This is a genomic window from Mycolicibacterium bacteremicum, from assembly GCF_002086115.1.
Taxonomy (GTDB): Bacteria; Actinomycetota; Actinomycetes; order Mycobacteriales; family Mycobacteriaceae; genus Mycobacterium; species Mycobacterium bacteremicum.
In genome coordinates this window covers 194,636-213,496 of sequence record NZ_MVHJ01000003.1, presented here as the reverse complement: position 1 = coordinate 213,496, position 18,861 = coordinate 194,636, and the positions used below count along the sequence as shown (strand labels likewise).

Here is an 18,861-nt window from a genome sequence, read left to right as displayed (position 1 = left end):
GCATGACCAAGACCCTTGCCGTCATCGGTGCCGGGGTGAAGGCCATCGCGGTGGCCGCCAAGGCGGCCGAACTGCGCGCGATGGGAGTGCCCGCTCCCGACGTGGTGGCCATCGAACGCACCGCGGTGGCCGCCAACTGGCAGGCCGCCGGTGGCTGGACCGACGGTCAGCACCGGCTGGGTACCGGGCCGGAGAAGGACATCGGCTTCCCGTACCAGTCCGCGCTGGTGTCGCGGCGCAACGCCGAACTGGACGAGCGGATGATGCGGCACAGCTGGCAGTCCTACCTGGTGTCCACCGGCCAGTTCGCCGAGTGGATCGACCGGGGCAGGCCGGCACCGACGCACAAGCGGTGGAGCCAGTATCTGAGCTGGGTGGCCGGGAACACCGGGATGTCGGTGCGTACCGGCGATGTCACCGAGATCGGGTTGCAGTACACCGATGACGGAACGCGCTGGGAACTGGGCACCCGCGAGGGCGCCGTGCACGCCGACGCCCTGATGATCACCGGGCCGGGCCAGGCCGAGCGCTCCATCCTGCCCGGTAACCCGCGGGTGCTCTCGATCGCGCAGTTCTGGCATCGCGCCGCCCAGCACGAGCTGATCGCCGCGGACCGCGTCGCCGTCATCGGCGGCGGTGAGACGGCGGGCACCATGCTCGACGAGCTGTTCCGGCACCGGGTTTCGACCATCACCGTGATCTCCCCGCAGGTCACGCTGTTCACCCGGGGCGAGGGGTTCTTCGAGAACTCGCTGTACTCCGATCCCATCCACTGGGCCGGGCTGACGTTGGCCGAGAAGCGCGATGCGATGAACCGCACCGACCGCGGGGTGTTCTCGGTGCGCGTGCAGGAAGGGCTGCTCGCCGACGACCGGATCCGGCATCTGCGCGGCCGGGTGGCCCACGCCGTGGCCCGCGACGAACGGATCCGGCTGACGCTGCAGACCGAGCGCGGCGGCGAACGGCTGGAGACGGTGCACGGTTTCGACCTCGTCATCGACGGCTCCGGAGCCAACGCCATGTGGTTCGTGCCGCTGCTGCGCCAGGAGGCGCTCGATGTGCTGGAGCTGGGCCTGGGCGGCCCGCTGACGGTCGACAGCATTCAGGAGGCCATCGGCTATGACCTGTCGGTCGACGATGTCGACCCCAAGCTGTTCCTGCCGGGACTCGCCGGGCTGACCCAGGGCCCCGGGTTCCCCAATCTCAGCTGCCTGGGCCGGTTGTCCGACCGGGTGCTGGGATCCGACCTCTTCGCGACCTCCGCGGCGCAGACCGACGATGCAAGGAAAGCCCATGAGCAACAACCCATTCGATGACGAGGACGGCGTCTTCTTCGTGCTGGTCAACGAGGAGGAGCAGTACAGCCTCTGGCCGACGTTCGCCGATGTGCCGCCGGGTTGGCGGGTGGTGTTCGGGGAGAGCACCCGCGCCGACTGCCTGGCCTACGTCGAGGAGACCTGGAACGACCTGCGCCCCAAGAGCCTGCGCGACGCCATGTCCTGAGCGCCTGATCGCTGGCGCGAGCTGGGGGTACCTCCCGCTCGCGGGGGAACGCATGTATACCCGCACGGCTGGGCAATAAGGGGTACATGAGTCTGCTCGCGGGTCATCGGATGCGGTCGGCCGCCGCACTGTGGATCCTCGGCGCGGCGGGCTACTTCGCCGCCGAGGTGCTGGCCGCGGCGGCACTGCCGGGCTATGGCTACGCCGGCGACTACATCAGCACCCTGGGCGATCCGACTGTCTCACCGCGCGCGGCGTGGATGAATGCGGCGTTCGCGTTCCAGGGTCTCTGCTTCGCCGCGGCTGCCCTGCTCGCCACCCGCGAATCGCGGCGCCGCTGGTTCTCGGTGTTCGCGGTGGCCAACGGCATCGGCAACATCCTGATCGCGTTCGTGCACAGCGGGCAGGGCAACACCTGGCATGTCATCGGGGCGGGGCTGGCGATCGTCGGCGGCAACGCCGCGGCCATCGCCGCCACCGGATGGCCCGAGCCCGGCTGGTATCACATCGCATCGGTGCTACTCGGCGTGGCCGGTATGGCCGCGCTGCTGATGACCGTCGTCGGCGCAGCGCCGGTCGGGGCGTGGGAACGCGGCAGCGTGTACCCGATCTTCGCGTGGCAGGTGATGACCGCCGGCCACTTGCTGTGCCGGCGGGGTCACGCCGGCAGCGGACCGTCCATGTCGTAGACCCGCGCGTGCAGCACGGTCCGGTTGCGCAGCGCGGCGCGCACCGCGCGATGCAGGCCGTCCTCGAGGTAGATGATGCCGCGCCACCGCACCGCGTGCGGGAACAGATCCCCGTAGAACGTGGAGTCCTCGGACAGCAACCGATCCAGTGCCAGCACGGTCGTGGTGGTGACCAGTTCGTCGAGCCGGATCTGGCGGGGTGGGATCTGCGCCCACTGCCGGTAGGAAAGGCCGTGTTCGGGGTACGGCTTGCCGTCGCGAACTCCCTTGAAGATCACCGGCGGGCTCCCATGCACGTGAGGTTAACCGCAAACCACCGGCGATGTTCGGCAATGTCCTTGCCTCCTCAAGGGCAGAACACGCCGCCCGCTGCCGCCGAGGTGAATCCGCGCAGTTGATATCCGTAAAATGGGTACAGATCCAGGGCAACGGACAGGTGAATTCCGGAGGTGAACCATGGGTAGTGCCGACGACCGTCGTTTCGAGGTGTTGCGCGCCATCGTCGCCGATTTCGTCGCCACCAAGGAACCCATCGGCTCCAAGACGCTCGTCGAACGGCACAACCTGGGCGTCTCCAGCGCGACGGTACGCAACGACATGGCGGTCCTGGAGGCCGAGGGATACATCACCCAACCGCACACCAGCTCGGGCCGGGTCCCCACCGAGAAGGGCTACCGCGAGTTCGTCGACCGTCTCGACGACGTGAAACCCATGTCGTCCGCCGAGCGCCGGGCCATCCTGAGCTTCCTGGAATCGGGCGTCGACCTCGACGACGTGCTGCGCCGCGCGGTGCGGCTGCTGGCCCAGTTGACGCGCCAGGTCGCGATCATCCAGTACCCCACTCTGTCGACGTCGACCGTGCGGCACCTCGAAGTCGTCGCGCTGACCCCGGCGAAGCTGCTGCTGGTGGTCATCACCGACAGCGGACGCGTCGACCAGCGGGTGGTCGAACTGGGCGATGCGATCAGCGAGCACGAACTGTCCCAGCTGCGCGAGCGGCTCGGTGCTGCGCTGGAGGGCAAACCGCTGTCGGCGGCCTCGATCGCGGTGGCCGACCTGGCCGGCGCGCTCGACGGGCACGGCGGACTCGGCGATGCGGTGGGCCGGGCGGCCACCGTGCTGGTCGAGACGCTGGTCGAACACACCGAGGAACGGTTGCTGCTCGGTGGCACCGCCAACCTCACCCGCAACACCGCCGACTTCGGCGGTTCGTTGCGTTCGGTGCTGGAGGCGCTCGAGGAGCAGGTGGTGGTGCTGCGGCTGCTCGCGGCGCAGCAGGAGGCCGGTAAGGTCACGGTGCGTATCGGGCACGAGACCGAGGCCGAGCAGATGCTGGGGACGTCGGTGGTCAGCACCACCTACGGCAGCTCGGGCAAGGTCTTCGGCGGTATGGGTGTGGTCGGTCCCACACGGATGGACTATCCGGGAACGATCGCCAACGTCGCCGCAGTTGCTCTCTACATAGGTGAGGTTCTGGGCACCCGGTAACCGGGTCCCCGACATTTTTGGGGCATACCGCCGACGGCGGTACGAGAGAGGTTTCAACCGTGGCACGCGATTATTACGGTCTGCTCGGCGTGAGCAAGGGCGCCAGTGATTCGGAGCTCAAGCGCGCGTACCGCAAGCTGGCCCGGGAGCTGCACCCCGACGTGAACCCGGATGAGGCGGCGCAGGCGCGCTTCACCGAGATCCAGCTGGCCTATGAGGTGCTCTCCGATCCGGAGAAGCGCCGCATCGTCGATCTCGGCGGTGACCCGATGGAGAGCGCGGCCGCCGGCGGCGGTGGGTTCGCCGGCGGTTTCGGTGGTCTGGGCGACGTGTTCGAGGCGTTCTTCGGCGGCGGCGCCGGCTCCCGCGGGCCGATCGGCCGGGTGCGACCCGGGTCGGACTCGCTGTTGCGGATGCGGCTGGATCTGGCCGAGTGCGCGACCGGCGTGACCAAGCAGGTCACTGTCGACACCGCCGTGCTGTGCGATCTGTGTCAGGGCAAGGGCACCCACGGCAATTCCACGCCGCAGACCTGCGGCACCTGCCACGGCCAGGGCGAGGTGCAGACCGTCCAGCGCTCGCTGCTGGGTCAGGTCATGACATCGCGGCCGTGCCCGGTGTGCGGTGGCGTCGGCGAGGTCATCCCGGACCCGTGCCACCGCTGCGGCGGCGACGGCCGGGTCCAGGCCCGCCGTGAGATCAGCGTGAAGATTCCGGCCGGTGTGGGTGACGGGATGCGGGTGCGGCTGGCGGCCCAGGGCGAGGTCGGCCCCGGCGGTGGCCCCGCCGGTGATCTCTATGTCGAGGTCCACGAGCAGCAGCACGACGTCTTCGTGCGCGACGGCGACGATCTGCACTGCACCGTCACCGTCCCGATGTTCGACGCGGCACTGGGCACCAAGGTCACCGTCGACGCGATCCTGGACGGCCCGATCGAGCTGGACATCCCGGCCGGCACCCAGCCCGGTGCGGTCACCACGCTGCGCGGGCACGGGATGCCGCACCTGCGCTCCGGTGTGCGCGGCAACCTGCACGCCCACGTCGAGGTGCTCGTCCCGACCCGGCTGGACCACACCGACACCGAATTGCTGCGCAAGCTCAAGGAGCACCGCGCCCGCGACGTCGCCGAGGTGAAATCGGCCAACGGCGCGGCGGCCGGCGCCGCGGGTGGACTGTTCAGCCGGCTGCGCGAGACGTTCTCCGGCCGCTGATCTTTCGATGAGGTCGCGAGCGAGCAGCGGAGCGGATCGCGGATGAGGTCGCGAGCGAGCAGCGGAGCGGATCGCGGATGAGGTCGCGAGCGAGCAGCGGAGCGGATCGCGGATGAGATCGCTGTTCTACGTCGACGCGCTGGCCGATGTCGGCGGCACCGTCGTCGTCGACGGTGACGAGGGGCACCACGCCGCGACCGTCCGGCGCACCCGGGCGGGGGAGGAACTCGACCTCGGCGACGGCGCCGGCGCCGTCGCGCATGTCGTCGTCGAGCAGGTGGCCAAGGGTCGCCTCGACGCACGGGTCCTCGCACTCACGGAGGTCGCGCGGGCAACGCCGACCGTGACCATCGCCCAGGCGCTGCCCAAATCCGAACGCTCCGAGCTGGCCGTGGAACTGGCCACCGAGGCCGGTGCCGACGGCTTCCTGGCCTGGCAGGCCGCGCGGTGCGTGGCGCGCTGGGAGTCCTCGGCCAAGATCGACAAGGGATTGGCGCGCTGGGGTGCGGTCGCTCGATCGGCCGCGCGGCAGTCGCGGCGCCCGTACATCCCGACCGTCGACGGCCTGGCGTCCACCCGGGATCTCGTCGCCCGGGCGGCGCACACCCGCACGCTGGTGCTGCACGAGTCGGCGACGGTGGGCATCGCCGATGCCGGCGTGGCCGACGCCGAGGCGTTGCTGCTGGTGATCGGCCCGGAGGGCGGGGTCGCGCCCGAGGAACTGGCGGAGCTGACCGCCGCCGGCGCGCAGCCCGTACGACTGGGACCGTCGGTGTTGCGTACGTCGACCGCGGCGGCCGTCGCGCTCGGGGCGATCGGCGTCCTCAGCAGCCGCTGGGACCTGCAGAACTAACCATTGGGACAGCTCGGCACCCGGCGGTAAACTTGACAGGCACCATTTCGAGAACCCAGAAAGCAGGCACGAAACTCCACGTGACGCCCCGCGAGACGACCGCTGGCCCGATCACCGGACCGGTACGAAGCAGCATCACTGTTCCGCCCGACACCATCGTGGGCCTGCTCGGCTCGGCCGACGAGAACCTGCGTGCCCTGGAAAAACTGCTGACCGCCGACATCCACGTCCGCGGCAACGACATCACCTTCAGCGGTGAGCCCGCCGATGTGGCGTTGGCCGAACGGGTGGTCACCGAGCTGACCGCCGTCATCAGCCGAGGCCAGCCGCTGACCCCCGATGCCATCCGGCACAGCGTGTCCATGCTCACCGGCGGGTCCGAGGCGTCCCCGGCCGAGGTGCTGACCCTGGACATCCTGTCGCGGCGCGGCAAGACGATCCGGCCCAAGACGCTGAACCAGAAGCGTTACGTCGACGCCATCGACTCGCACACCATCGTCTTCGGCATCGGCCCGGCCGGTACCGGCAAGACCTACCTGGCGATGGCCAAGGCGGTCGCCGCGCTGCAGGCCAAAGAGGTCAACCGCATCATCCTGACCCGCCCGGCGGTGGAGGCCGGTGAGCGGCTGGGCTTCCTGCCCGGCACGCTGACCGAGAAGATCGACCCCTATCTGCGCCCGCTCTACGACGCACTGCACGACATGATGGACCCGGCGGCGATCCCGAACCTGTTGGCGGCCGGGGTGATCGAGGTGGCCCCGCTGGCCTTCATGCGCGGCCGCAGCCTCAACGACGCGTTCATCATCCTCGACGAGGCGCAGAACACGACGCCCGAGCAGATGAAGATGTTCCTGACCCGGCTGGGGTTCGGGTCCAAGATGGTGGTCACCGGCGATGTCACCCAGGTCGATCTGCCCGGCGGTTCCCAGTCGGGCCTGCGTGCGGCCTCGGACATCCTCGCTCGCATCGACGATATCCACTTCGCCGAGCTGACCAGCGCCGACGTGGTGCGCCACCGGTTGGTGTCGGAGATCGTGGACGCCTACTCGCGGCACGAGGCGCAGCCCGATCTGCTGAATCGGGCGCAGCGGCGCAGCTCGGGTGGTCGGCCGAATAGATGAGCGAAGCTTGCGGAGCGAACAATAAAATTGCATGCGGAACCCGAGCCTGCGAGGGAACCGCATGAGTATCGAGGTCTCCAACGAGTCGGGCATCGACGTGTCCGAACAGGAACTGATCAGCGTTGCCAAATTCGTCATCGGCCAGATGGACGTCAATCCGGCCGCCGAGTTGTCCATGGTGCTGCTCGACGAGGCGGCCATGGCCGACCTGCACATGCGCTGGATGGACCTGCCCGGCCCGACCGATGTGATGAGCTTTCCGATGGACGAGCTGGAGCCCGGCGGTCGGCCCGATGCCGCCGAGCCGGGTCCGTCGATGCTCGGCGATATCGTGCTGTGCCCGGAGTTCGCCGCCAAACAGGCTGAGAAGGCCGGGCATTCGCTGGGGCAGGAGCTCGCGCTGCTCACGGTGCACGGGGTGCTGCACCTGCTGGGGTATGACCACGCCGAACCCGACGAGGAGAAGGAGATGTTCGCCCTGCAGCGTCGTCTCCTGGAGGAGTGGGTCGCCGACCAGGTCCAGGCCTACCGGCAGGATCTGCAGACCGAGAAGGATCGTCGCCTGCTGGACAGGTCGCGATACTTCGACCAGCAGTGACGGGCATCACGCCGCTGCTGGGCGCAGTGGTCCTGATTGCGCTCGGTGGCCTGTTCGCCGCGGTCGACGCGGCGATCAGTACCGCCTCGCTGGCCCGCGTGGAGGAGATGGTCCGCGATGAGCGGCCCGGTGCCATCCGGTTGGCCCGGGTGCTGGCCGACCGGCCGCGCTACATCAATCTGGTTGTGCTGCTGCGCATCACCTGCGAGGTGACCGCGACGGTGCTGCTGGTGTCCTATCTGGACGGCCCGCTCGGTGTCGGGTGGGGGCTGTTCACCGCGGCCGCCACCATGGTGGTGGTCAGCTTCGTGGCCATCGGGGTGGGCCCGCGCACCGTCGGGCGGCAGAACGCCTACACCATCGCGTTGGCCTCGGCCCTTCCGCTGCATGCCATTTCGGTACTGCTCACCCCGATCAGCCGGCTGCTGGTGCTGATCGGCAATGCGCTGACGCCCGGCCGGGGGTTCCGCAACGGCCCGTTCGCCTCCGAGATCGAACTGCGCGAGGTGGTCGACCTGGCCCAGCAGCGCGGTGTGGTGGCCGACGACGAGCGGCGGATGATCCAGTCGGTCTTCGAACTCGGCGACACCCCGGCGCGTGAGGTGATGGTGCCGCGCACCGAGATGGTGTGGATCGAGAGTGACAAGACGGTCGCGCAGGCGACATCGCTGGCGGTGCGCAGCGGGCACTCCCGGCTGCCGGTGATCGGCGAGAACGTCGACGATGTCGTCGGCGTCATCTATCTCAAGGATTTGGTGCAGCAGACCCGGCTGGAACGCGGCCGGATGGACATCCGGGTCGGCGAACTGATGCGCCCGGCGGTCTTCGTGCCCGATTCCAAACCGTTGGACACCCTGCTGCGCGAGATGCAACGCGACCGCAATCACATGGCCCTGCTGGTCGACGAATACGGTGCGATCGCCGGACTGGTCACCATCGAGGATGTGCTCGAGGAGATCGTCGGCGAGATCAACGACGAGTACGACGCCGACGAGGTGGCCCCCTGGGAGGAACTGGGCGACAAGCGCTTCCGGGTGTCGGCCCGGGTGCCGATCCAGGATCTCGGCGAGCTCTACGACGATCTGGAGATCGGCGAGGACCTGGAGGTCGACACCGTCGGCGGCCTGCTGGCCCACGAACTGGGCCGGGTGCCGCTGCCCGGCGCGCAGGTCAGCTGGAACGGGCTGCGGTTGCGCGCCGAGGGCGGGCCGGACCACCGCGGCCGGGTACGCGTCGGCACCGTGTTGATCAGTCCCGAAGAACGCAGTCCCGACAGTCAGGAGGACCACGGATGAGCCTGCCGGACGAAGACGCCAAGTTGGTGACGCTGGCCCGCGGCGCGATGGGCCGGGCCGAGGCGCCCGAGGGCGCGGCGGTGCGCGATCTCGACGGCCGGACCTACGCCGGCGCGCCGGTCACGCTGGCGGCGCTGCAGCTGACCGCGCTGCAGGCCGCGGTGGCCGCCGCGGTATCCAGCGGGGCGGCCGGCCTGGAGGCCGCGGTGCTGGTCGGCGGATCGGCCGACGACGCCGGCGTCGCCGCGGTGACCGAGCTGTCCCCGGATGCTGCCGTGATCGTCACCGACCGGTCGGGAAACCCGCTGGAGGCCCCGTGAGTACCGAATTCCGGTCCGGCTTCGTCTGTTTCGTCGGCCGCCCGAACACCGGCAAGTCGACGCTGACCAACGCCCTGGTGGGGCAGAAGGTCGCGATCACCTCCAACCGGCCGCAGACCACCCGGCACACCATCCGCGGCATCGTGCACCGGGAGGACTTCCAGATCGTGCTGGTCGACACCCCGGGTCTGCACCGGCCGCGCACCCTGCTCGGGCAGCGGCTCAACGATCTGGTCAAGGACACCTACGCGCAAGTCGACATCATCGGCTTCTGCATCCCCGCCGACGAGGGCATCGGTCCCGGCGACCGCTGGATCTTCGAGCAGATCTGCGCGGTGGCGCCGCGGACCACGCTCATCGTGGTGGTCACCAAGACCGACAAGGTGTCGCGGGAGAAGGTGGCCGCCCAACTGGTTGCGGTGCAAGAGGCCTTCGGGGACAAGGCCGCCGACATCGTCCCGGTCTCGGCCACCGCCGGTCAGCAGATCGATGTCCTCACCGATGTGCTGGTCTCCCATCTGGAACCGGGCCCGGCGTTCTATCCCGACGGCGAACTCACCGATGAGCCCGAGGAAGTGCTGATGGCCGAGCTGATCCGCGAGGCCGCCCTGGAGGGCGTGCGCGACGAGCTGCCGCATTCACTGGCCGTCGTCATCGACGAGGTCGACGAGCGCGAAGGACGTCCGGAAGACGATCCGCTGCTGGATGTGCGCGCCATCCTCTACGTCGAACGCGACAGCCAGAAGGGCATCGTCATCGGCAAGGGCGGGGCCAGGCTGCGCGAGGTCGGCACCGCCGCCCGGCTGCAGATCGAGAAGCTGCTGGGCACCAAGGTCTTCCTCGAGCTACGCGTCAAGGTTGCCAAGAACTGGCAGCGCGACCCCAAACAGCTTGGGCGCCTCGGCTTCTAGGGTGTCCAGCCGGGTACCTGGCCGAAGTCCCGGATATCGGAGGGCACCGGCGGCGCGCCGTCGCCCTTTCCATACACCGCGACGACGACGGTGCGGTCCAGCAGGCTCTCCGACCACACGCCGATGTCGACATTGGTGCAGTCGGCCATGATCGCGTAGTAGTCGGGCCGGTGGTACCACTGGTTGATCAGCTCGATACCGCTGATCGCCAGCGCCGGGTTGATCGCCACCGTCTCGGCCACCGCGCCCGCGTAGCCGGCGTTGCGCGCCCGGTCGGCGACCGTGGTTCCGTCCGAACCGATGTCCGCGTTGAGCGCCCGGTTGTGCAGCACATCGTTGGTGTGCCACTGCGCGGCCAGCCGCAGCTTCGGGTTGATCTTGACGTCGTTGCTACACCCGGCCTTGTGCTGGACGGTGTAGACGTTGGCCACCACACCATCGTTGAGGCGCCGGTTGTCGGCGTGGGCTCCCGGCGCGGTCAGTACCGCCCCGGCGGCCAGGGCGAGGACCGGCAGCGCGGTCACGCAGCGGCGGGCGTTGGTCATAGGGGACGACATTACGTCAGCGCCGGACCGCGCCACCAGGGATCGGGATGGCGGGCAGTCCAGCCGTTCATCGCCTCCAGCTGCCCGGCCAGCGAGATCAGCAGCGGTTCGCTGTCGGCCGGTCCCATCAGTTGCACGCCGATCGGCAGCCCGTCGGAGGTGAACCCGGCGGGCACGTTGATCGAGGGCCAGCCGAGCAGATTCCACGGCCAGGTCACCGGGCAGGCGCGGATCATGGCCCGGTCGGTGGCCAGCGGGCCGCGATCGTCGTACTCGTCGACCAGCGCCGGGGGCTGGGCGGTCGTCGGGGCCAGCACGACATCGGCGATGTTGAAGATCCAGCCGATCCGGCGCTGGGCATCGGCCTCGGCGGCGCGCGCCTTGCGCAGGGTGTGCTGCGACAGCAACCACCCGGTGCGGATATTGCTCACGGTGCGCGCATCGAGTTCGACATCGGAGCCGAACCGCTGCGACCACTGCACCAGACCCGCGGTGGACCGGGACAGGAAGTTCCACGACATCCGCAGGTTGTAGTCCGGATCCGCCCGGGTGATGCGGTGTCCGAGCTGCCCGAGCTGGTCGGCGACACCCTGCAGCGCCGAGGCGATCTCGGGGTGCAGGGTGGAGCGGAAGAAATTGAACGGGAAGGCGGTGGACACCGCGACCCGCAGCGCGCCCGGCGCCCGGCTGACGTAGTCCGAGACCCGCACCGGATCGGGTTTGTGCAGATCGCCGGGGGCGTTGCCGGCGGCGGCGTCGAGCACCAGCGCGGCATCGGTGACGGTGCGGGCCAGCACCCCGTTGACGGTGATCCCGTTGAACGCCTCGGGCAGCGGCCAGGTGGAGATGCGACCGCGCTGCGGTTTGATGCCGACCAGGTTGGTCCAGGCGGCCGGGATGCGGACACTGCCCGCCCCGTCGGAGCCGATGGCCGCGGGCACCAGACCGGCGGCCACCGCGGCCGCGCTGCCGCCGGAGGATCCGCCGGGGCTGTGCCGGCGCGACCACGGGTTGTAGGTGTGCCCGAAGCCGGGGCCGCTGGTGAACGGCCATTGTCCCAGCTCGCAGGTGTTGGTCTTGCCGACGATGACCGCCCCGGCCGCCCGCAGCCGGCGCACCACCTCGGCGTCGGCGGTGGCCGGGGGTGGATCGCCGACGGTCCCGAACCGGGTCGGCACCCCGGCCACGTCGACATCATCCTTGACCGCGATGGGAATCCCGAGGAGCGGAAGATGTTGCCCGGCAGCGCGTTTGCGGTCGGCCTCGGCGGCGTCGGCCAGCGCTTGGCCGGCGAGCACGACCCGGAATGCGTTCAGCGTGGGCTGGCTGTCCTCGATGGCCTTCAGGGACTCCCGTACCAGTTGTTCGGAGGTCGTGGCGCCGCTGGCGAGCCGGTACAGCAGCTGGGTGAGGGTGGGGAAGGAGGGGGTGGTGATCATGCGGGCGGGATTCTTCACAGTGGCGGACATACGAGCGTCGAGGATATCCGGCGTTGCGATTGGCCCGATGTCACCGCGCGGTGGGACACTGGTCCGATGCGGTTGTACCGGGATCGAGCGGTGGTGCTGCGCCAGCACAAGCTCGGCGAGGCCGACCGGATCGTGACGCTGCTCACCCGTGAGCACGGCGTGGTGCGCGCCGTGGCCAAGGGTGTGCGCCGCACCCGCAGCAAGTTCGGGGCGCGGCTGGAGCCGTTCGCGCACATCGACGTTCAGCTGCATCCCGGTCGCAATTTGGACATCGTCACCCAGGTGCAGTCCATCGACGCCTTTGCCGTCGACATCGTCAGCGATTACGGCCGCTACACCTGTGCGTGCGCGGTGCTGGAGACCGCCGAGCGCCTCGCCGGTGAGGAACGCGCACCCGTCCCGCAACTGCACGGGCTGACCGTCGCGGCGCTGCGGGCCGTCGCGGAGGGACGGCGGCCGCGTGAGCTGGTGCTCGACGCCTATCTACTGCGCGCGATGGGGATCGCGGGCTGGGCGCCGGCGCTGACCGAGTGCGCCCGGTGTGCCGCGCCGGGCCCGCACCGGGCCTTCAACGTGGCCGCGGGCGGCAGCGTGTGCGTGCACTGCCGGCCGTCCGGGTCGGCGACCCCCACGCAGGCGGTGCTGGACCTGATGACCGCCCTGCACGACGGGGACTGGGAGTTCGCTCAGGCGTCCACCGCATCGCACCGCAGCCAGGCCAGCGGCCTGGTCGCCGCGCACCTGCAGTGGCACCTGGAACGTCAGCTGCGAACATTGCCGCTGGTGGAACGGGTGTACCGCGTCGATAGTGCGGCCGTTGAACGCCGGACGGAGATGTTCGGGCAGGATATGGCCCATGGCAATCAAACGGGGCAAGACCACTTACCCGCAGCTGCCCCCGGCGCCTGAGGACTATCCGGAGTTCCCGGACACCTCGACGTGGCCGGTGGTCTTCCCGGACCTGCCACCCAAGACCAACGGCCGCTTCTCCCGGCCGCCGCAGCACCCGTCCAAGGCGGTGCCCCCGCAGATCCCCGCCGACCAGGTGCCCAACCATGTTGCGGTGGTGATGGACGGCAACGGGCGCTGGGCCACCCAGCGCGGGCTGGGCCGCACCGAGGGCCACAAGATGGGCGAAGCGGTGCTCATCGACATCACCTGCGGGGCCATCGAACTGGGTATCAAACATCTGTCGGTATACGCATTCTCCACCGAGAACTGGAAGCGCAGCACCGAGGAGGTGCGCTTCCTGATGGGCTTCAACCGCGAGGTGGTGCGTCGCCGCCGGGAGAACCTGGACGCGATGGGCGTCAACATGCGCTGGGTCGGGTCGCGCCCACGGATGTGGAGCAGTGTGATCAAGGAGTTCGACATCGCCGAGCAGATGACCGTCGGCAACGACGTCATCACCGTCAACTACTGCGTGAACTACGGTGGGCGCACCGAGATCGTCGAGGCTGCACGGCAACTCGCCGAGGAGGCGGTGGCGGGCAAGATCAACCCGGGCCGGATCAGCGAAGCGTCGTTCGCCAGGCATCTGCACCGGCCCGACATCCCCGATGTCGACCTGTTCATCCGGACCTCCGGCGAGCAGCGCGCCAGCAACTTCCTGCTCTGGCAGGCGGCCTACGCCGAGTATGTCTTCCAGGACAAGCTCTGGCCCGACTACGACCGTCGCGACCTGTGGGCGGCGTGCGAGGAGTACGTCCACCGCAACCGCCGTTTCGGACGGGCCTGATGGTCACCGGCGGGCAGGAGGGCAGCGACCGGGGAGTGTCACTGGAGGAGCGTCTCGCGGCCGTGGTCGAGGCGCTGCTACCCGCCACCCGCGAGGACGACGGCGCGCTGACCGTGCACCACGACGGCACCTTCGCCTCACTGCGGGTGGTCAGCGTCGGCGAGGGTCTGGACATGGTGTCGCTGAACCAGATCCTGGTCTGGGACCACCCACTCGACGACACGCTGCGCGGGACCGTCGCCGGGCACACCCGTGACACGCTGCTGGGCACGGTGTCAATGGTCGAGAAGAATGCGTCTGCAGATGTGTTGCTGCGCTACAACTTTCCGGCGTCCGGGCTCACCGACGAGGCGCTGGGCACCCTGATCATGATGGTGCTGGCCACCGGCGCCGACGTGCGGCGCACGCTCAGCGCGTGAACGGGGTCATCCACGTCGTCGCGGCGGTGGTGCTCGACGAACGCCATCACGTGCTGGTGGTCCGTAAACACGGCACGACGGCATTCATGCAGCCCGGCGGCAAGATCGAGCCGGGGGAGACGCCGGTGCAGGCGCTGCGCCGCGAGGTCGCCGAGGAACTCGGGGTGGGAATCGTCGCGGAATCGGTGCGCCCGCTGGGCCATCACGACGCGGCAGCGGCCAACGAGCCGGGCCATCGGGTCGCGGCCGAGTTGTTCCTGGCCGAGTTGGACGGCGCGCCGACCCCGGCCGCCGAGATCGCCGAGATGGCATGGATCGATCCGGATGCGCCCGGTGACATCGACCTGGCGCCGTTGACGCGGGACATCGTGCTGGAGTGGGTGCGCGTCAGCTAGACGCGGTTTTCAGCTCCCGCACGATCCGCACAGTCCGAAGATCTCGATGGTGTGACTCACATCGGTGAAGCCGTGTTCGGCGGCGACCTCGTCGGCCCACACCTCGGCGGCGCCGCCGTCGACCTCGACGGTGCTGCCGCACACCCGGCACACCAGATGGTGGTGGTGATGCGACGAGCAGCGGCGGTATACCGATTCCCCGGTGTCGGTGCGCAGCGTGTCGACCTGCCCGGCGGTGGCCATCGACTGCAGGGTGCGGTAGACGGTGGTCAGGCCGATGCCCTCACCCTGTTTGCGCAGCTCGTCGTGCAGTTCCTGGGCGGACCGGAAGTCCTCGATGTTCTCCAGCAGGGCGGAGATGGCCGCCCGCTGCTTGGTCGATCGCACGGGGGCGTTCACGCGATGTCCTCCGAGGCATGCGTGACCGCGGCGACCACGATCTCGGCCAGGTGATGGTCGACCAGGCGGTACATGACCTCGCGGCCGCTGCGTTCGCCGGCCACCACCCCGGCGGATTTCAGGATTCGCAGGTGCTGACTGACCAGCGGCTGCGGTACGTCGAGGGCGTCGACCAGTTCGTGCACGCAGCGCCTCGACTCGCGCAGTTGCAGCACGATCGCGATGCGCAACGGCGCGGCGAGCGCGCGCAGCAGGTCGCCGGTGGTGTCCAGCACCTCGCGCGTGGGTAGCTCGGGGAACGGCGCGCTCGGGTGGGCGTGCGCGGAATGGTCCTCGGCCGTGGCAGAATTGGAAATCATTTTCATTACGAGCCAGAATACATGCAGATCCATGCATGTCAACGGCTGACGGGTACCGGCCCCGCCTCCGGCGTGCGCAGGTCATCGCTACGCTGTTGACCCGTGGCTTCCATCATCGACACCGTTGCAAACCTGGCGAAACGCCGTGGCCTCGTCTATCAATCGGGCGAGATCTACGGCGGTACCAAGTCCGCCTGGGACTACGGACCACTCGGGGTGGAGCTCAAGGAGAACATCAAGAAGCAGTGGTGGCGTTCCGTGGTCACCGGCCGCGACGACGTCGTCGGCCTGGATTCGGCGATCATCCTGCCGCGGCAGGTGTGGGTGGCCTCCGGCCACGTTGCCGTGTTCAACGACCCGCTCGTCGAGTGCCTGAACTGTCACAAGCGGCACCGGCAGGACCACCTGCAGGAGGCCTACGCGGAGAAGAAGAGCACGCGCGACACCGTCGTGGACCCCGACTCGGTGCCGATGACCGAGATCGTCTGCCCGGACTGCGGCACCAAGGGCCAGTGGACCGAACCGCGCGATTTCAGCATGATGCTCAAGACCTACCTCGGCCCGATCGAGTCCGAGGAGGGGCTGCACTACCTGCGCCCGGAGACCGCCCAGGGCATCTTCGTCAACTTCGCCAACGTGGTGACGACCTCGCGCAAGAAGCCGCCGTTCGGCATCGGTCAGATCGGCAAGAGCTTCCGCAACGAGATCACCCCGGGCAACTTCATCTTCCGCACCCGCGAGTTCGAGCAGATGGAGATGGAGTTCTTCGTCGAGCCCTCGACCGCGCCGGAGTGGCACAAGTACTGGATCGAGACGCGGTTGAAGTGGTACACCGACCTGGGTATCCGGCCGGAGAACCTGCGCCTCTACGAGCATCCGCTGGAGAAGCTGTCGCACTACAGCGCAGGCACCACCGATATCGAGTACAAGTTCGGGTTCGCCGGCAGCCCGTGGGGTGAGCTGGAAGGTATCGCCAACCGCACCGACCACGACCTGTCCAGTCACGCAAAGGCATCCGGGGTCGACCTGACCTACTACGACCAGGCCTCCGACACTCGCTACACGCCGTATGTGATCGAGCCGGCGGCCGGTCTGACCCGGTCGCTGATGGCCTTCCTGGTCGACTCGTATCACGAGGACGAGGCGCCCAATGCCAAGGGTGGGGTCGACAAGCGCACGGTGCTCAAGCTCGACCCGCGACTGGCCCCGGTCAAGGCCGCGGTGCTGCCGCTCTCCCGGCATGCCGACTTGTCGCCCAAGGCAAAGGATCTGGCCGCCGAGCTGCGGCAGAGCTGGAATGTCGAGTTCGACGACGCCGGTGCGATCGGCCGTCGCTACCGGCGCCAGGACGAGATCGGCACGCCGTTCTGTGTGACGCTGGACTTCGACTCGCTCGACGACCACGCGGTCACCATCCGCGAGCGCGACGCGATGACCCAGGAGCGGGTGGCGATCTCGGAGGTGTCGAACTACCTGGCCGTCCGCCTCAAGGGCGCCTGACCGGGTCTGTTCCGTTCCCGGCGAGCGTGCGTGTCTGCGGGCCGACACGCCGCTCACCGGTACGAGTTCGCGCACCTTCGCGGGCGGCGTCGATCTCCACAGTTTCCGATTCGTCCACAGATCCGGCGCACGGCATGGTCTCGGTGATATCGCCGATCGACGATCGGGACCATGTCAGATCGCATCGCCGCACTGCTGGGGCGTCAGGGCGGGGTGGTGAGTACCGCGCAACTGCTCGCCGAGCTCGGTCGCAGTCGCCTCGAGACCAAGATCCGTACCGGTGAACTCATCAAGGTCTGGCCCGGGGTGTACTCGACCGAGGAGCCCGACAACCACATCCGGCTGAGTGGCCTCGATCTGCGGGCAGGCCAGCCGGTGGCCATCTGCCTCGGTACCGCCGCCGCGGCGTACGGCTTCGACACCGAAGATGTCGTCGACCTGCATGTGCTAAACCCGAACGGCCACCAACTCCGCGCCTCCGACGGCCTGGTCATCCACCGGCGCGATGGTGCACCGCTGGCCTACGTCGAGGGGCGGCCTGCGACGAGTGCTGCGTGGACTGCGGTCGAAGTCGCTCGCTCGCTGCGTCGTCCCCGGGCCATCGCCACCCTGGACGCCGCATTGCGTAGCGAAACCTGCACCCGCAGTCAGCTTTTCGATGCGGTGGTGGAACAGTACGGCCGACGCGGCATCGTCGCTGTCCGGCAATTGGTTGCGCACGCAGCCCCGCAGGCGGAGTCGCCGATGGAAAGCGAGGCGCGGCTGGTGATGCTGGACGCGGGTCTGCCGATGCCCGTGTTGCAGTATGAGGTGAGCGATCTTGCGGGCCGGGTCTGGCGACTGGATTTTGCCTGGCCGTCCAGCAAATTGGCTGTCGAGTACGACGGCTTCGACTGGCACAGCGATCCCGAGAGTTTTGCCCGCGACCGTCGCAAACGCGCTGCCCTGCAGGAGATGGGCTGGATCGTGATCTCGATCGTCGCCGAGGATGTCCGGCACTACCCACAGGATTTGATCGAACGGGTGCAGTCCGGCTTGGCGCGTTCGTACGCGGCATGAGCGTGCGCAGAATGCTGGGTGACGGCGGCGTGTCGCGGTGCAGACACGCACGCTCGCCGGGGAAAGTTATCCAACGTATTCCTTGACGGGAATATGTCCCTGGGCTTAGGGTGACTGCCATGCGGGCGGCGGTGTTCGTGGCGTTGGGCGAGCCGAGCCGGCTGCGGATCGTTGAACTGCTCAGGGGTGGGCCACAATCGGTGGGCACGATCGCCGATGCGCTCGGGATCCGGCAGCCGCAGGTGAGCAAACACCTTCGGGTTCTTGGTGATTCGGGCATCGTGAGCAGCCACGCCCGGGCCAGGCAACGGTTTTATCAGCTCGAATCGGGGCCGTTCGAAGACATCGGTCGGTGGGCCGAATCCTTCGAGCAGCTGTGGAACACCCGGTTGGACAACCTGGGCGCGTTCCTGGAATCGATGGCGGACAACGACGAGAAGGGAAGGCCTGCACCATGATCATGCAACTCTTCAAGAAGAAGAACTTCACCCTGAAACGGACCTACCCCGCACCGGTCGCCTCGGTGTGGGACGCCTGGACGCAGGCCGAGATGGTGCGCCAATGGTGGGGCCCGAAGAACACGTTCGTCCCGGAATGCCGTATCGATGCCCGCGTTGGTGGTGAGGTGCACATCGTCATGGAGGCAGGCGAGGGGATGGGCAAGTATGCGGGCACCCGCTGGTCGATGACGGGCACCTTCACCCGCGTCGATCCGGTCACCCGGCTGACCTACGACGCCCGATCCTGGACCGACGGTGAGGAATCCACTTCAACGATCCTGCATGTCAATGATGTGACACTGACCGAACACGACGGGCAGACGGAGCTGACCCTGGACGTGACGATCACCCAGATCGGCGCCAAGGCCAAGATGGCGGCATTCGGGATGAAGTGGGGCTACAAGGCCCAGCTCGACAAGCTCGCCGAGCGGTTGACCGCGCCGGCCGAGGGCGCGTAGCGCCGCTGGGAACTGCCGCGCCGACGGTATC

At 68.5% G+C, this 18,861-nt stretch carries 24 protein-coding genes; 19 read left to right on the top strand and 5 right to left on the bottom strand.

The annotated features are described in order from the left end of the window. Positions 1 to 2: 2 nt before the first annotated feature. From mbtG to BST17_RS05140, 3 genes are all read left to right on the top strand, one after another. Entirely contained in the window at positions 3 to 1,316 is a 1,314-nt protein-coding gene (gene mbtG / locus BST17_RS05150; RefSeq protein ID WP_083055854.1) for an NADPH-dependent L-lysine N(6)-monooxygenase MbtG, read from the top strand. Beyond that, complete coding sequence (locus BST17_RS05145) at positions 1,294 to 1,503, top strand: MbtH family protein (RefSeq protein WP_083055853.1); 210 nt, start codon at positions 1,294 to 1,296, stop codon at positions 1,501 to 1,503. Before mbtG ends, BST17_RS05145 begins: the two co-directional genes overlap by 23 nt. Positions 1,504 to 1,589: 86 nt before the next feature. Further along, a complete protein-coding gene (locus tag BST17_RS05140; RefSeq protein WP_234807535.1) occupies positions 1,590 to 2,192 on the top strand; it encodes a DUF998 domain-containing protein in 603 nt (200 codons plus the stop codon). Here BST17_RS05140 and BST17_RS05135 read toward each other — a convergent pair. Next, the gene (locus BST17_RS05135; protein ID WP_083056067.1) at positions 2,162 to 2,470 is read right to left on the bottom strand and encodes a type II toxin-antitoxin system VapB family antitoxin; all 309 of its coding nucleotides are present in this window, start codon (positions 2,468 to 2,470) and stop codon (positions 2,162 to 2,164) included. The two genes, BST17_RS05140 and BST17_RS05135, sit on opposite strands and share 31 nt — an antisense overlap. 178 nt (positions 2,471 to 2,648) lie before the next feature. Here BST17_RS05135 and hrcA point away from each other — a divergent pair, with 178 nt between their 5' ends. From hrcA to era, 8 genes are all read left to right on the top strand, one after another. After that, positions 2,649 to 3,680 carry a heat-inducible transcriptional repressor HrcA gene (gene hrcA / locus BST17_RS05130; protein ID WP_083055852.1) on the top strand — a complete coding sequence of 344 codons (1,032 nt, stop codon included), beginning with the start codon at positions 2,649 to 2,651 and terminating at the stop codon, positions 3,678 to 3,680. 59 nt (positions 3,681 to 3,739) lie between these two features. After that, a complete protein-coding gene (gene dnaJ, locus BST17_RS05125; protein WP_083055851.1) occupies positions 3,740 to 4,891 on the top strand; it encodes a molecular chaperone DnaJ in 1,152 nt (383 codons plus the stop codon). A gap of 112 nt (positions 4,892 to 5,003) precedes the next feature. Further along, positions 5,004 to 5,744 (top strand): 16S rRNA (uracil(1498)-N(3))-methyltransferase, encoded by a 741-nt coding sequence (locus tag BST17_RS05120; protein ID WP_083055850.1) that lies wholly within the window; start codon positions 5,004 to 5,006, stop codon positions 5,742 to 5,744. A gap of 80 nt (positions 5,745 to 5,824) precedes the next feature. Beyond that, positions 5,825 to 6,865 (top strand): PhoH family protein, encoded by a 1,041-nt coding sequence (locus BST17_RS05115; protein ID WP_083055849.1) that lies wholly within the window; start codon positions 5,825 to 5,827, stop codon positions 6,863 to 6,865. Between the two features lie 61 nt (positions 6,866 to 6,926). Continuing rightward, on the top strand, positions 6,927 to 7,463 hold the full coding sequence (gene ybeY, locus BST17_RS05110; protein ID WP_083055848.1) for an rRNA maturation RNase YbeY: 537 nt from the start codon (positions 6,927 to 6,929) through the stop codon (positions 7,461 to 7,463). After that, complete coding sequence (locus BST17_RS05105; protein WP_083055847.1) at positions 7,460 to 8,758, top strand: hemolysin family protein; 1,299 nt, start codon at positions 7,460 to 7,462, stop codon at positions 8,756 to 8,758. Before ybeY ends, BST17_RS05105 begins: the two co-directional genes overlap by 4 nt. Continuing rightward, positions 8,755 to 9,078: a cytidine deaminase-like protein gene (locus BST17_RS05100; RefSeq protein WP_083055846.1), complete on the top strand. Its 324-nt coding sequence runs from the start codon at positions 8,755 to 8,757 to the stop codon at positions 9,076 to 9,078. Before BST17_RS05105 ends, BST17_RS05100 begins: the two co-directional genes overlap by 4 nt. After that, on the top strand, positions 9,075 to 9,989 hold the full coding sequence (gene era / locus BST17_RS05095) for a GTPase Era (protein ID WP_083055845.1): 915 nt from the start codon (positions 9,075 to 9,077) through the stop codon (positions 9,987 to 9,989). Before BST17_RS05100 ends, era begins: the two co-directional genes overlap by 4 nt. Here the strand turns inward: era and BST17_RS05090 are convergent. Beyond that, entirely contained in the window at positions 9,986 to 10,534 is a 549-nt protein-coding gene (locus BST17_RS05090; RefSeq protein WP_083055844.1) for a CAP domain-containing protein, read from the bottom strand. The genes era and BST17_RS05090 overlap by 4 nt on opposite strands. 11 nt (positions 10,535 to 10,545) lie before the next feature. Next, the gene (locus tag BST17_RS05085; RefSeq protein ID WP_083055843.1) at positions 10,546 to 12,003 is read right to left on the bottom strand and encodes an amidase; all 1,458 of its coding nucleotides are present in this window, start codon (positions 12,001 to 12,003) and stop codon (positions 10,546 to 10,548) included. A 66-nt stretch (positions 12,004 to 12,069) separates the two neighbouring features. On the opposite strand from BST17_RS05085, the gene recO reads away from it, so the two are divergent. The 4 genes from recO to BST17_RS05065 are packed head-to-tail and all read left to right on the top strand — an operon-like array spanning position 12,070 to position 14,555. Beyond that, complete coding sequence (recO, locus tag BST17_RS05080) at positions 12,070 to 12,912, top strand: DNA repair protein RecO (protein ID WP_083055842.1); 843 nt, start codon at positions 12,070 to 12,072, stop codon at positions 12,910 to 12,912. Then, the gene (locus BST17_RS05075) at positions 12,860 to 13,741 is read left to right on the top strand and encodes a decaprenyl diphosphate synthase (protein WP_083055841.1); all 882 of its coding nucleotides are present in this window, start codon (positions 12,860 to 12,862) and stop codon (positions 13,739 to 13,741) included. Before recO ends, BST17_RS05075 begins: the two co-directional genes overlap by 53 nt. A 35-nt stretch (positions 13,742 to 13,776) precedes the next feature. Continuing rightward, a complete protein-coding gene (locus BST17_RS05070) occupies positions 13,777 to 14,160 on the top strand; it encodes a hypothetical protein (protein WP_083056063.1) in 384 nt (127 codons plus the stop codon). Then, positions 14,157 to 14,555 (top strand): NUDIX hydrolase, encoded by a 399-nt coding sequence (locus BST17_RS05065; RefSeq protein ID WP_083055840.1) that lies wholly within the window; start codon positions 14,157 to 14,159, stop codon positions 14,553 to 14,555. Before BST17_RS05070 ends, BST17_RS05065 begins: the two co-directional genes overlap by 4 nt. Positions 14,556 to 14,564: 9 nt before the next feature. Here the strand turns inward: BST17_RS05065 and BST17_RS05060 are convergent, their stop codons facing one another. Both BST17_RS05060 and BST17_RS05055 read right to left on the bottom strand, forming a co-directional pair. Then, on the bottom strand, positions 14,565 to 14,954 hold the full coding sequence (locus BST17_RS05060) for a Fur family transcriptional regulator (RefSeq protein WP_083055839.1): 390 nt from the start codon (positions 14,952 to 14,954) through the stop codon (positions 14,565 to 14,567). Then, positions 14,951 to 15,319, bottom strand: coding sequence for an ArsR/SmtB family transcription factor (locus BST17_RS05055; protein ID WP_083055838.1), 369 nt, complete (start codon positions 15,317 to 15,319; stop codon positions 14,951 to 14,953). The genes BST17_RS05060 and BST17_RS05055 overlap by 4 nt, the downstream gene beginning before the upstream one ends. Before the next feature lie 96 nt (positions 15,320 to 15,415). Here BST17_RS05055 and BST17_RS05050 point away from each other — a divergent pair, with 96 nt between their 5' ends. From BST17_RS05050 to BST17_RS05035, 4 genes are all read left to right on the top strand, one after another. Beyond that, positions 15,416 to 16,813 carry a glycine--tRNA ligase gene (locus BST17_RS05050; RefSeq protein WP_083055837.1) on the top strand — a complete coding sequence of 466 codons (1,398 nt, stop codon included), beginning with the start codon at positions 15,416 to 15,418 and terminating at the stop codon, positions 16,811 to 16,813. A gap of 171 nt (positions 16,814 to 16,984) precedes the next feature. Next, entirely contained in the window at positions 16,985 to 17,872 is an 888-nt protein-coding gene (locus BST17_RS05045) for a type IV toxin-antitoxin system AbiEi family antitoxin (protein WP_083055836.1), read from the top strand. 119 nt (positions 17,873 to 17,991) lie between these two features. Continuing rightward, the gene (locus tag BST17_RS05040; protein WP_083055835.1) at positions 17,992 to 18,330 is read left to right on the top strand and encodes an ArsR/SmtB family transcription factor; all 339 of its coding nucleotides are present in this window, start codon (positions 17,992 to 17,994) and stop codon (positions 18,328 to 18,330) included. Next, positions 18,327 to 18,830, top strand: a complete 504-nt coding sequence (locus tag BST17_RS05035) for an SRPBCC family protein (RefSeq protein WP_083055834.1) — start codon at positions 18,327 to 18,329, stop codon at positions 18,828 to 18,830. The genes BST17_RS05040 and BST17_RS05035 overlap by 4 nt, the downstream gene beginning before the upstream one ends. Positions 18,831 to 18,861 lie beyond the last annotated feature (31 nt).